Source organism: Vitiosangium sp. GDMCC 1.1324 (assembly GCF_003044305.1).
GTDB lineage: Bacteria > Myxococcota > Myxococcia > Myxococcales > Myxococcaceae > Archangium.
Window position 1 is genome coordinate 255,954 of record NZ_PZOX01000009.1, and the last position, 12,498, is coordinate 268,451.

9 protein-coding genes are annotated in these 12,498 nt (G+C 69.5%); 6 read left to right on the plus strand and 3 right to left on the minus strand.

The window, feature by feature from the left end:
* Positions 1 to 15: 15 nt before the first annotated feature.
* On the minus strand, positions 16 to 2,697 hold the full coding sequence (gene valS, locus DAT35_RS26540; protein ID WP_108070004.1) for a valine--tRNA ligase: 2,682 nt from the start codon (positions 2,695 to 2,697) through the stop codon (positions 16 to 18).
* A 238-nt stretch (positions 2,698 to 2,935) separates the two neighbouring features.
* Between valS and DAT35_RS26545 the strand changes: the two genes are divergently transcribed.
* From DAT35_RS26545 to DAT35_RS26570, 6 genes are all read left to right on the plus strand, one after another.
* Positions 2,936 to 4,603 (plus strand): hypothetical protein, encoded by a 1,668-nt coding sequence (locus tag DAT35_RS26545; RefSeq protein ID WP_146209892.1) that lies wholly within the window; start codon positions 2,936 to 2,938, stop codon positions 4,601 to 4,603.
* A 4-nt stretch (positions 4,604 to 4,607) separates the two neighbouring features.
* The gene (locus DAT35_RS26550) at positions 4,608 to 6,107 is read left to right on the plus strand and encodes a hypothetical protein (protein ID WP_146209893.1); all 1,500 of its coding nucleotides are present in this window, start codon (positions 4,608 to 4,610) and stop codon (positions 6,105 to 6,107) included.
* A 2-nt stretch (positions 6,108 to 6,109) separates the two neighbouring features.
* Positions 6,110 to 6,775 carry a hypothetical protein gene (locus DAT35_RS26555; protein WP_108070010.1) on the plus strand — a complete coding sequence of 222 codons (666 nt, stop codon included), beginning with the start codon at positions 6,110 to 6,112 and terminating at the stop codon, positions 6,773 to 6,775.
* A 98-nt stretch (positions 6,776 to 6,873) separates the two neighbouring features.
* A complete protein-coding gene (locus DAT35_RS26560; RefSeq protein WP_108070012.1) occupies positions 6,874 to 7,350 on the plus strand; it encodes a hypothetical protein in 477 nt (158 codons plus the stop codon).
* A gap of 6 nt (positions 7,351 to 7,356) precedes the next feature.
* Complete coding sequence (locus tag DAT35_RS60925) at positions 7,357 to 9,060, plus strand: type IV pilus twitching motility protein PilT (protein ID WP_108070014.1); 1,704 nt, start codon at positions 7,357 to 7,359, stop codon at positions 9,058 to 9,060.
* Positions 9,041 to 10,558, plus strand: coding sequence for a hypothetical protein (locus DAT35_RS26570; RefSeq protein ID WP_108070016.1), 1,518 nt, complete (start codon positions 9,041 to 9,043; stop codon positions 10,556 to 10,558). The genes DAT35_RS60925 and DAT35_RS26570 overlap by 20 nt, the downstream gene beginning before the upstream one ends.
* Before the next feature lie 9 nt (positions 10,559 to 10,567).
* On the opposite strand, the gene DAT35_RS26575 is transcribed toward DAT35_RS26570, so the two are convergent.
* Complete coding sequence (locus DAT35_RS26575) at positions 10,568 to 11,863, minus strand: hypothetical protein (RefSeq protein WP_108070018.1); 1,296 nt, start codon at positions 11,861 to 11,863, stop codon at positions 10,568 to 10,570.
* A gap of 93 nt (positions 11,864 to 11,956) precedes the next feature.
* Positions 11,957 to 12,478, minus strand: a complete 522-nt coding sequence (locus DAT35_RS26580; RefSeq protein ID WP_108070020.1) for a copper resistance protein NlpE — start codon at positions 12,476 to 12,478, stop codon at positions 11,957 to 11,959.
* Positions 12,479 to 12,498: the final 20 nt, after the last annotated feature.

The following is a 12,498-nucleotide window of genomic DNA, read 5'->3' on the forward strand; positions in this document are numbered from 1 at the left end:
AATCCAGGACTCGCGTCACGTCTCGGAGGGTTCCGGGGCCTTCTCCTTCTCCACGGCGGGCGCCAGCTCGAACTCGACGAGCTCGAACACGCCATCGGCGAGGTCGGCCTTCTCCACCACCTCCGCGCTCTGGCAGCGGGTCGCGGACAGCACGTCCTCCCGCACCCTCTCGAAGCCGGCGAGGGTGGCGGCATTGCCCGCGACCTTCATGCGCGAGACGCCCCGGCCCACGCCCGCTCCCAGCTCGCTCTTGCGCTTGTTGATCGCCTGCTGCGCGCCCTCCGCGAGCTGGAACGAGGCCGGGTTCGCCGGCTTCGCGATGCCCTCGAAGGTCTTCGCATCGGGCCACGGGGCGCGGTGGATGCTCTTGTGCCCCGTCTCCTCCGCGAAGGCCCAGCTCCATACCTCCTCGGTGATGTAGGGCAGCACGGGCGCGAACAGCCTCAACAGCACGTTCAGGCCCAGCCGCAGCGCCGCCACCGCCGAGCCGCGCGCCTCCTCGCCTCCCGAGGACTCGCCGCGCGCACGCGCCTTCACCAGCTCCAGGTACGTGTCCGTGAAGCTCGACCAGAAGAAGCTCTCCGTGTTCGCCAGCGCCGGTGCGAACTCGAAGTCCTTGTAGGAAGCCGTCGCCGCCTCCACCACGCTCGCGAGCCTCGCCACGAAGGCCCGGTCCAGCTCGTGGGTGATGGGGTGCTCCTGCGCCGTCTGGCCGAGCACATACTTGCCCGCGTTGAAGAGCTTCGTCACCAGGCGCTTGCCCACCTTGAACACCTTCTCATCGAAGGCCGTGTCGGTGCCCAGGCGCGCCGAGGCCGCCCAGTAGCGCACCGCGTCCGCGCCGTAGTTCTCGATGAGGTGCATGGGCGTGATGACGTTGCCCTTGCTCTTCGACATCTTCTTGCGGTCCGGATCGAGGATCCACCCGGAGATGAGCACGTGCTTCCAGGGGATGGTGCTCTCGTGCAGCATCGCCTTGGCGACGGTGTAGAAGGCCCACGTCCGGATGATCTCGTGGCTCTGCGGCCGGATGTCTCCGGGGAACAGCTTGCGGTGGCGCTCCGGATGCAACTCCCAGCCCGAGGCGATCTGCGGCGTCAGCGAGCTGGTGAACCAGGTGTCATACACGTCCGACTCGGCCGTGAAGCCGTGGGGCTTGTCCCGCTGCGAGGCGTCGTAGCCCGGTGGCACGTCCACCGTCGGATCCACCGGCAGGCGCTCGCGCGGCGCGAGGATCGGCTTGTCGTGGAGGGGGTGGCCCTCGGCGTCCAGCGGGTACCACACGGGGAACTGCACGCCGAAGTAGCGCTGGCGGCTGATGCACCAGTCGAGCTGCAGGTTCTCCGTCCAGTTGCGGTAGCGCGAGCCCATGTGCTCGGGGTGCCACTTCACCTGCTCGCCGTAGCGCAGCAGCTGCTCCTTCTTGTCCATCAGCCGCACGAACCACTGGCGCGTGGAGATGAACTCGAGCGGCTGATCGCCCTTCTCGAAGAACTTCACGTCGCGCTGAATGGGCTTGGGCTCGCCCTGGAGCGGAGCGCTCAGGCCCGGCTTCGCCGAGGCGTCCTCGCGCCGCAGCAGCTCCACCATTGCCGTGCGCGCCTGCTTCACCGACTTGCCCTGCAGGCCCGAGTAGAAGCCCTGCGCGGCCCCGGCATCGAGGCTCTCCCAGCCCGGCGCTCCGAAGGTGACGGGCATCAGCCGCCCGTTGCGCCCGATGATCTGCCGCAGCGGCAGCTTCTGCTGGCGCCACCAGAGCACGTCCGTGGCGTCACCGAAGGTACACACCATCAGGATGCCCGTGCCCTTGGTGGGGTCCGCCAGCTCGCTCGGGAAGATGGGGACCGGGACGCGGAAGAGCGGGGTGATGGCGCGCTTGCCGAACAGGCCCTTGTAGCGCTCGTCATCGGGGTGTGCGGTGACGCCCACGCAGGCGGCCAGCAACTCCGGCCGCGTGGTGGCGATGGTGAAGCGCGCGTCCGAGCCCTCCACGGCGAACTCGATGTCGTGGAACGCGCCCGCTTGCGGCCGATCCTCCACCTCGGCCTGGGCCACGGCCGTCTGGAAGTCCACGTCCCACATCGTCGGCGCCGTCACCGAGTACACGTGGCCCTTCTCGAACAGATCCAGGAAGGACAGCTGCGCCAGCTTGCGGCTGTCGTCGTCGATGGTGGCGTACTCCTCGTGCCAGTCCACCGACAGGCCGATGCGCCGCCACAGCGCCTTGAAGACCTGCTCGTCCTGCTGCGTCACCTGGTGGCACAGCTCGATGAAGTTGGGGCGCGACACCGTGCGCGGCGGCTGCTTGGAGGACTCGGCCGTGGCCTGCTCCATGCGCAGTCCCGGCTCGTACGGGGTGCGGACGTCGGCGCGGACGTTGAAGTAGTTCTGCACCCGGCGCTCGGTGGGCAGGCCGTTGTCGTCCCAGCCCATGGGGTAGAAGATGTTCTTCCCGAGCATCCGCTGGTGCCGGACGATCACGTCCGCGTGCGTGTAGCTGAAGATGTGGCCCACGTGCAGCGAGCCGGACACCGTGGGCGGCGGGGTGTCGACGACGAAGGTCTCCTCCCGCGAGCGCGAGGGATCGAAGCGGTGGACGCCCTCGGACTCCCACCGGGCATCGAGGCGCTTCTCGACGCTCTCGGATTCGAAGTGCTTGGGCAGGAGCTCGGGGTTGATGGAACGGAACGACTTCATCGGTTTCTCTGGGTAGGCTCGGCCAGGGGCCGGCGTGTGTGCGCGCGCAAGCTACGACAGGGGAAGTCGGACCCGCGCCAGGAAATCACCCCGCTGACAGGAAAGTCGTGCCCTCCATGACAGAAGCGTCAGATTTCCACGCCCGGACAGCACGTAAACCCTTGATTACACGGGGTGTGTAACTGGCACCCGAAATGCTACCGCCCGACCCACGGCCCATTCCCCCCTGGGAGCCACGATGCCGCGAGCACTGTTCCATTGGATGACCCTGACCCTGCTGGCGCTCGGAGCCGCCGGCTGTGCCTCTTCTTCTGATTCGGAAGGGCCTCTGGCCCCGGACGAAGGAAGCGGGGACCCCGGCGGCGGAGGCGCACCCGCCGTCTGCACGACGGCCGCGGACTGCCCGACCGGCTACACCTGTACCCAGTCCGCCTGCGTCCCGCCGGAGGTCGAGCAGGACGACTCGAGCGAGCGCCCACCGCTGGCCAGCAAGAGCTACGTCTACGTCCTCTCTCCGAGCGCCAACAGCCTCACGCGCATTGATCCGCGGACGCTCGCGCTCGAGGCCATTCCGGTAGGAGCCTCGCCCGTGGACGTGGCCGTGGTGCCCGGCGAGGACTCGGCGGTGACGCTGTCCTCCGTGGAGGCCTCGCTGTCCGTGGTGGACTCGCGCACGCTGCCGTCGCGCGTGTTGCGCGTCCCGCTCGGCCGCCGCTACGGGCGCGTGGCGGTGTCCGCGGATGGAGCGTATGCGCTGGCCTGGCCCGATCCGTCCTCGCCGCCCGGCTCTGGTGCCGAGGGCGTGGTGTCACTGGTGGATCTGCGCGCGGTACGGCGTGGCGAGTCTCCCGCGAACACCGTCCTCGAGCGCGCCGCCGGGTTCCGCGTCACGGACGTCCTCTTCCGTCTGGAGGGTGGGGTGGCCACGCGGGCCTACGTCTTCGCCAAGAGCACGGTGACGGTGCTCGACCTCTCCGCACCGCGCGAGCAGCCGCTGCCGGTGCGCATTCCGCTGCCGGAAGTCATGGCGAGGGACGTGGCCTCGCGCGAGGTGGTGTCCACGCCGGATGGCCAGCGCGTGCTGCTGCGCTCCACCACCGCGCCGACGCTGTCGTCCTTCGACGGGACGGGCTTCCGCACCGTGACGCTGCCCGAGGTGGCCACGGACGTGGATCTGCTCCCCGATGGCTCGGGAGCCGTGGCGGCGCTGCGCACCGCGGGCCAGCTCGCCCTCATTGAACTGCCGGGAGACCTCGAGGATCCCTCGGGCATCCAGTTGCTCGATGTTCCGGGGGCCTCGGTGGGCCAGGTGGTGCTCCCGCCACAGGCGGGTGGGGCGCGCTTCGCACTGGTGTACACCACGGTCCTCAACGACGAGTCGGTGACGCGGGTGGACTTCCCCGCCGGCACCGTCACCCGCTACCCGCTGGAGAAGCGCGTGGAGCGCGTGGCCCTCTCGGCGGACGGGCGCACGGCCCTCATCGTCCACAAGCGCGAGCCAGACTCCAAGGCGACCGACCCCTACGAGCGCGCCGTGGACGCGGATCGCGGCTACTCGGTGCTCGACATCTCCACCGGCTATCTGCAACTGCGCCGCACCGGTGCGTTGGATCCGTCGCAGGTGGCCTTCTCCTCCAGCGGCGGCTTCGTCGGAGTGACGCTGCGGAGCGACTCGGAGCGCCGCTACGCCGTGGACGCGGTGGATCTCTCGACGCTCGTGTCCCGCTCCATTTCGCTGGCCTCGCCTCCGGCCTTCGCGGGGGGGTTCTCCGGTGACTCCTCGGAGACGCACCACCGCATCTTCGTCTCCCAGCTCCACCCGGCTGGCCGCATCAGCTTCGTGAATCTCGACGACAGCCAGATCCGGACCGTGACCGGCTTCACCCTCAACTCGCGGATCGAGTGAGCCCATGAGAATCGTTCGACAGTTGCTTCCCGCGGTGCTGTTGCTCGCGGCCGGATGTGGCGGACGCGGAGACTTCTACGACCGCAAGCTCGCGCCCCTGCCTCTGCTCACCACGGGGGACGCGCTCGTCTCGGTGGTGCCGCAGACGCAGCGGGTGGTCACGGTGCGCAAGGGAGAGAAGCTCCGGGGCCTCCCCATCTCGGAGGGGGCGCGCAAGGCAGTGCGTCTCCAGGGAGAGCAGGTGGCGGTGCTGGCGGGGGATCAGCGCCACCCCGTGCTGCAGATCGTGTCGGTGGACAGCGGTGACGTGCGGACGCTGGAGCTACCGGGGGCGTATGACACCCTGGCCTTCAGCGCCGACAGCCGCTTCGGCGTGCTCACCTACAGCACCGCGGGTCTGGGCCCGGACGTGGTGGCGCGCAACCTCAACGAGGTGGCGGTGGTGGACGTCGAGGCGCGAAAGGTGACGCGGCTGGCGCTGGGCACGGAGAGCCTCGCGCCGCGCTCGGTCGTCTTCGCCGCGCCGCATGAGGATCGTCAGTACGTGGCCATCACCCTGGACCGGGGCGTGGTGGTGCTCGACGCGAAGGCGCCCCAGAAGGCCCCGCGGCGCATCCCCACCCGCCTGTCGGAGACACAGCCCGAGGTGGCCGTGCAGGAGGCGCTCTTCTCGCGCACGGGGGACGTGCTCTTCCTGAGGCTCTCCGGCATGGATGACGTCTTCGCCGTGGAGCTGGGCCAGGAAGGCGGCGAGCTGACCGCGTCCGTGAACTTCCTCGCCGGGGGCACGGGGCTGAGCGACCTCGAGCTCCCTCCGGAGCAGGCGCCGACTTCGGAGCGCTCGGTGCTGGCCGTCTACTCGGGCAGCCAGGAGGCGAGGGTGCTCGACGCGCGAGGGCTGCAGGACGGGGCCCAGCTCCCCCTGGGGGCGCCCCTGACGAGTGCCCACGTGCTCTCGGATGGGCGCGTGCTGCTCTACGACGGCAAGCTGCGCACGGTGGTGGCCTGGGACGTGGTCACGGGCAAGAACGGCACGGTGCTGCTCAGCGCTGGCTTCGACGCCGTGCGCTTCAGTGACGCGCTCGGCGCGGCGGTGTTCCGGCACCCCAACCTCGGAAGCGGGGGAGCGGCGCTCTCCGTGGTGACGGTGCGCGAGGAGGACACCCGGCTGCGCGTGCGCATCAGCCCCATCCCCGTGTCGCGCAAGGTGGAGGCCGATGTGATGGACGCAGCCCGGGGCCGGCTGTACTTCGCGCCCCAGGGACAGCCCGTCATCGCGCGCCTGGACGTGGAGACGCTCGCCATCGAGCAGGTCACCCTGGATGCCCCCATCACCGCGCTGCACTACCTGCCCGCGAGCGGCATGCTGGCCGCCCAGCACTCCGAGCCCTTCCTGGGCGACGTCACCCTGATTCCCGCGGACCAGCTCGAGCGCGGTGCCGCGGAGCGTGTGCGGTACTTCACCCTCGCGGACGAGCTCGCCCCCGCCTCGGAGGACCCCTGATCATGAGCCACCTTCCCGCTGTCCGCGCCGTCCTCCTGATGGCATCCCTGCTTTCGCCCCTGGTGGCCTCGGCCCGTGCTCCCTTGACGTTCCGTCTGGGTTACGCCGGCCAGGTCAGCACCGCGCGCGCATATGATCTGGTGGACGAGAACGATCACCTGCCGCTGTTCCGCACGGGCATCGCCTACGCGTTCCTCCTGCCGGGGGGCCGCCTGGAGGTGGAGGGCGGATTCCTCTCCGGGAGCACCTCCGCACCGCTCCACCAGGTCGCCACGGCGAAGCTGGGGCTGGTGGGCGTGGAGCTCGGGGCCGCGTACCGCGTGCGCGTGGGGACGCACTTCGAGCCGTATGCCCAGGCGCTGGTGGGCTACGACTGGCTGAACCTGCAGCTCAGCGAGCTGAAGCAGGGGACCCGTCAGCTCTCCGCGACGGGGCTGGTGGGCGTGTCGCTGCTCCTCCCCCTCCAGAGAAGCAACCCGGACAGCCTCGCGTTCCTCGTCGATCTCGGGGTGGGGTACGGCTTCCGGCCCGAGGCCCGCTTCGACGCCCTGGCCCCCACGCCCCCGGGCAAGGACGAAGAGGAGCCCATCCGCTCGGCTCCTCTCCCGGTGGGCACGCTGCCACTCTCGGGCGTGACGTACCGGCTCCAGGTCGGCCTGCGGCTGTGAGTTGTAACGGGGTGTAGCAGACGTGCTCACCCCAGGTCGCGATTAATGGGGGGCTCGGCGAGTGTGGTAAACAACGCGCATCTCGCTGACCCCCCTCTATGCTGGAATCCCTCTCCGTTCCCAAGCGACGCGTAGCGGCCCAGTTCGTCCTGCCCGGCGGCGCCTCGCGTGAAGTGGCCGTATTCCTCGCCGAAGCCGCTCCCGGTCACACCGGTGGCGAGCGGCTGTCGGACCTGCTCAACAACAGTGGCTCGCAGTTCATCCCCGCGCTCGATGCGGAGACGAACGCCATGACGTTCGTGCACTGCGAGAACCTCGCGCTGGCGCGTGTCGCGGCCGAGCACGAGCCCAATGTCGTTGATCAGTTCACCATTCCCACCGAGCACGAAGTGGAGGTGCGGCTGGTGGATGGCCAGAAGCTGCACGGCCTCATCACCTACGTGCTGCCCGAGGCGCACTCGCGCCTGACGGACTACCTCAACAGCGCTCCCCCGTTCATCCCCGTGTTGGAGGGTGAGCGGGTCGCGCTCGTCAACAAACGCCACGTTGCGTACGTGGAAACCCTTCGCCGCTGAGAAGCCATGGCTCGGTTCGACGCCTTCATCGAGAAGCTCTACAAGGAAGCCGGTGTCGCCATCATGTTGGAGACCGGCAGCGGCATCACCCTGCGTACCGCCTCGGGCAACGTGCCCATGGTGAAGGCGGGGCTCAACTCGCAGCAGATCATCGGCGCGCTCTCGGAGATCCTCCCCCCGGACATGCGCGCGAGTTTCCCCACCGAGGGAGTCTCCACCTTCCCGTACTCGGCTCCCGCCGGCTCGGTGCAGGTGAAGGTGCAGAACGTCGCGGGCCACCTGAAGGTGGCGCTGGTGCCGGCCAAGGCGTCGCAGCCGGCGATGAACACCGTCGCGGCGGTGCCGCTCCCGGCCCCGACTCCGGCCGCGTTGGATCTGCCGCCCGCCTCCGAGGACGACAAGCTGGAGTTGGCCTCTCCGGCGGACATGATGGACCTGGCGGCGCGCGGTACCGGTGGGGCCTTCACCGCTCCGGTCACTCCGGCCCGAGCCCCTCCCGGTGCGCCGGGGGCTCCGGCCCGAGCCCCCGCGGCTCCGGCCGCCAAGGCCCCGGCTGGAGGCGCTGTCGAGGCGAAGTCGTCCATCCAGGTGTTGCCGCCCCAGGACGGGCCGGACCCCGACGCGGGCGCCGCGCTGCGCGCACTGCTGGATCGCATGCTCGACAAGAAGGCCTCGGACCTCCACCTGTCGAGCACCGTGGCGCCCATGCTGCGCATCGACGGTGACATGGTTCCCCAGGAGGACTACCGGCCCCTCACGCCCGAGCGCCTCAAGGCGATGCTCTGGAGCATTGCCCCGGAGAAGAACAAGAAGCAGTGGGAGGAGATCCGCGACACGGACTTCGCTCACGAAACCGAGCGCGCCCGCTTCCGCGTCAACGTCTTCGAGGATCGCAAGGGCATCGGCTCGGTGATGCGGCAGATCCCCACGAAGATCATGACGGCCGAGGACATGGGGCTGTCCAAGCACATCCTCGACCTGTGCTTCCTCAGCAAGGGGCTGGTGCTCGTGACGGGTCCGACGGGCTCGGGCAAGTCCACGACGCTCGCGGCGATGGTGGATTTCATCAATCGCAACCGCGAGGACCACATCATCACGATCGAGGACCCGATCGAGTTCGTCCACCCGAACAAGAAGTGCCTGGTCAACCAGCGCGAGGTCGGAGTCCACACCAACTCCTTCAAGCAGGCACTGCGCGCCGCCCTCCGCGAGGACCCGGACATCGTGCTCGTGGGCGAAATGCGAGACCTCGAGACGATCGCCATCGCCATCGAGACGGCGGAAACGGGCCACCTCGTCTTCGGGACGCTGCACACCAACACGGCGCCCTCGACGGTGGACCGCATCATCGACCAGTTCCCCGCGGACCGGCAGGAGCAGATCCGCATGATGCTCTCCGAGTCCCTCAAGGGCGTCATCTCGCAGATGCTGGTGAAGAAGATCGGCGGAGGCCGCGTGCCGGCGCAGGAGGTGCTGCTGTGCACCAGCTCCGTGGCCAACCTCATCCGCGAGGGCAAGACGTTCCAGATTCCGTCCATCATGCAGACCTCGCGCGGCATCGGCATGTCGACGCTCAACGATGCCCTGCTGGATCTGGTGAAGCGCAAGCTCTGCGAGCCGAACGACGCCTACATCAAGGCGATCGCCAAGACGGAGTTCAAGCAGATGCTCGAGCGCTCGGGCTTCAAGCTTGATCTCCCGACCGCCTGAGTCGCGGAAGTGGGGCGCCGCCGCGCTGGTGGCGGCGCTCACCGTGGGCGCGTTCCTCGTCCGGCTCGCGCTGCTCCTGGAGAGCCCCGAGCCCCCGGGCACCGACGGCTACTACTACGTCGTGCAGGTGCAGCACTGGCTCACCGAGGGGCGCTTCCACGTGCGCGACGCGAGCTGGGTGCTCCGGGTGATGGCTCTGGGCTCCGCCGCGGTGGGCGGGCCCGTGATGGGCCTCAAGGTGGTGAGCGCGCTCCTGGCCGCGCTGTGTGTCCCGGCGGCGTGGTTCGCGGGCAGGGCGCTGGGGCGCGCGGGGCAGGAGACCGCGGACGCTCCAGGGGCCCTGGGGTTGGCGGCCTGGGCCGCGGCTTCGCCAACGCTCACGCACCTCGCCGGGGATTTTCCGAAGACGCTCGGGGCCGTGCCTCCGCTCCTCCTCGTGCTGGCGTGGGGCGTCTCTGGCCGGAGAGGGTGGGGTGCCCTCCTCGGGGGCATGGGGGCCGTCATGCTCGCCGCCACCGCGCATCGGCTCGGGGCCTCGCTGCTCGGCCTGGGCGCCGTGGGGGCCGTGTTGGGGCTCGTGTTGCGCGGGCGCGGAGGCTCGCCCGAGCGCAAGTGGCCCCTCGTGCTCGTGGGCGTGGTGTGCGTGGCCTCCTTCGCGCTCCTCACCACCGTGCTGCCCAACCTGCTCCACCCGAAGGACCTGGAGCGCGTCTCCTCGCAGCTCGATCTGTCTCCCGGTGCGCCGCCTCCCTTTCCGTACTTCGCGTTGCGCCACACCCAGGTGATTCAGCAGGTGGAGCTGGGCGTTTCGTGGCTCGGGCTCGCGTGTGGGGGGGTGCTCCTCTGGCGCCGCAGGGAGCTGCGCCCGCTCGTCATGGGGCTCGTGCTCCCGCTCGTGGTGTGCCTGTTTCCCCTCTGGCGCCGGGATGTGCTCGACCTGGGCTACCGCACCTCACTCCTCGCACCGCTGCTCGCCGCGCCGCTCGTGCTGCTCGCGCTGCCCTCGGCGCGTGCGGGGCTTCAGCTCCGCCTGTGGGCCGTGGCTCTCGTGACGCTGGCGCTCGTGCCCCTGGCGCGCTTCGGCTTCGATCCGGCGGCGACGCCTCCGTATGGCCGCTACCGGGCACTCATCGCGCGCGTTCCCCAGCCCCCGCCCGAGCTGCTCATCGCGCACCAGGGCATCAACTTCCTCTACGACCACGTCACCGGCCGAGAGGCCATGGCCTGGGCTCCCGAGCCCGCTCTGGATCGCACCCGCATCGGGAGGCTCGTGTGGGGTGTCCGCGATGGCGAGTGGATGACCTACGCGCCCGAGCAGGAGGGGCTTCCCGCGCCCATCCGGCTCGATCGCGACTACGTCTACGTGCGCGAGGACGTCTTCGAGGCCTTCCTCGCCCGGGCCCGGGCGGAGGGAGACGAGGAGTTGCTGGAGCGGCTGGCCGACTGGCACAACCCCTCCGCCGTGCGTCCCGCCTCCCTCCTGCGCAACCGCGACTGAGCGGCGGGCTCAGTTCACGGAGGCCTGGTCCACGTAGATGACCACGCGCCCGCCGGTCGCGGAGTTGGTCACGCCGCTGACGCCCTCGGTGACGGTCCACAGGTTGGTGCCGCTGCCGGTGGCGTGCATGCCCTCGGGCATCTTCGCCCACTGGCTGCTCCCCGACAGGTACGCCGTGCGCGAGGCGCTCGTGGACACCTTGAAGAGCGCGCCGCCGTAGCGCGTCGAGCTCAGCCAGTACGACGTCGTCGCCGTCGTGGTCATGATGGGCGCCACGCCCTGCACGTTCGGCTCGTTCATGATGTAGGCGCGCTCGGGCTTCACGATGCCGCTCGTGGCCTTGAGGCGGTACGTCGTGGAGTCCACCGGCCAGCGGTAGAGCCGCCCGCCGAGCCCCGGCGTGGTGCCGTCATAGGGGCACGACGTGCCGGTGTTGTTGCAGTACTCGCCCGAGAGCACCACGTCCGTGGTGCCGCGCGTGTCCTTGCCGAGGAAGGAGAACTTGGGGCGGCAGGGGCTGGTGATGCTCGAGGGCACCACGTACGCGCTCACCTGCGGCAGCACGTACTTGTAGCCGTAGGCGCACCACACCGAGCCCACCTTGCCGATCGCGGCGTCACACGTGGTGCTGGTGTCCACCTCGCGGATTTGCGTGAGGTCGAACACGCGGATGCCATCGGAGGTGTCGGCCATGTAGAGGTAGTTGCCGTACCAGGCCAGGCCGCCACCGTGCTCGGGAATGACGGTGAAGTTGCCGGAACTGGTGGGCCGCACCAGCAGGATGTGGCGGTAGTTCACCGCGCTCGCGGACATGTCCGAGATGTCCGCCACGGAGATGCGCACGCCCTTCTCCGGAGCGGTGGTGGGCGCGTAGTGCCAGGAGACGATGGCGACGTTCGTGCTACCGGACACGCCCGCGGTGAGCGCCTGGGGAATCCAGTCCTCGGTGGCCATGTCGCCATCGTTCCAGCGGAAGCCGCCGTTGTAGCCCACGGCCGCCGGGCGCGTGCTGGAGGTGAGCACGGGGCCCGCGCGGTTCAGGTCCTTCACGATGCTCGACAGCCCGAGCGCGGGGCCCACGGGCGTCATGTACGAGGCGTAGGTGCTCCACGTGTTCTGGTCCTGAAGCTGGAGACAGCTCGCGTCGTGCGTCGTGAGTGCCGCTCCCTCGGTGAGGGCCTGCTGCGCGGCGCCCGTGGCCTCGGTCTCGAGCTCCGGCTCCAGGGCGGGCCCGCACCCGGCGAGCCCGGCTCCGGCGATGCACGTCGCGATGAAGAGACCCCGTGTCTGCTTGAAGCCGATCAAGTCCGCCTCCTGGAATTCAGTGGAAGGCCGGACTTATCTGATTTTACAAGAATGTGACAATGGTCTCGTGAGGGGCGGGAGGAGCTCCCGTGGCTACGGCTGCGTCGGAGCGCCGCCCGTGAGCTTCAGCGAGTAGTTGAGCTGCGAGCGAATCTCCTGCTTGTTCCGGTCGAGCATCCGCAACTCCTGCCCCTCCTGGGTGGCGACGAAGTACCGGTCCTCTCCCTCCGCCGGAGTGAGCTGGTACACGGTGGCATTGGGGTCCGCCTGGGTGCCGCTCGTCATGTTGTAGCGGCCCCGGGACTCGAAGGTGTTGTCGCCCTTGCCCTGGTAGGACTCCCGAAGCACATAGGAGCCATCCGCGAGCAGCAGCAGCTCCGTCTGGATGCCGGAACAGTCCGCACAGGGCAGCACGCCCTCGTACCGGGCGCGGATGGCGGTGGTGCCCATGCCGCCACGGCCCGTGGGCGTCGGACCCGAGGACTCGGTGCTCGCGGTTCCGGTCTCCTGGGTGTTGGTGGCGGGCTGCTGGGAGTGGGCACATGCGGCGAGAGACAGCGCCGCCGCGGCGGCGAGCAGCAGCGCGAGCGGGTGACGCGAGGAGATCGACGGCATGGTGTGGCTCCTTCCCGGTG

Excerpts from the sequence above, each read along its gene's own strand:
- valS (WP_108070004.1), bottom strand. The coding sequence starts at position 2,697 with ATGAAGTCGTTCCGTTCCATCAACCCCGAGCTCCTGCCCAAGCACTTC.
- DAT35_RS26545 (WP_146209892.1), top strand. The coding sequence starts at position 2,936 with ATGCCGCGAGCACTGTTCCATTGGATGACCCTGACCCTGCTGGCGCTC.
- DAT35_RS26550 (WP_146209893.1), top strand. The coding sequence starts at position 4,608 with ATGAGAATCGTTCGACAGTTGCTTCCCGCGGTGCTGTTGCTCGCGGCC.
- DAT35_RS26555 (WP_108070010.1), top strand. The coding sequence starts at position 6,110 with ATGAGCCACCTTCCCGCTGTCCGCGCCGTCCTCCTGATGGCATCCCTG.
- DAT35_RS26560 (WP_108070012.1), top strand. The coding sequence starts at position 6,874 with ATGCTGGAATCCCTCTCCGTTCCCAAGCGACGCGTAGCGGCCCAGTTC.
- DAT35_RS60925 (WP_108070014.1), top strand. The coding sequence starts at position 7,357 with ATGGCTCGGTTCGACGCCTTCATCGAGAAGCTCTACAAGGAAGCCGGT.
- DAT35_RS26580 (WP_108070020.1), bottom strand. The coding sequence starts at position 12,478 with ATGCCGTCGATCTCCTCGCGTCACCCGCTCGCGCTGCTGCTCGCCGCC.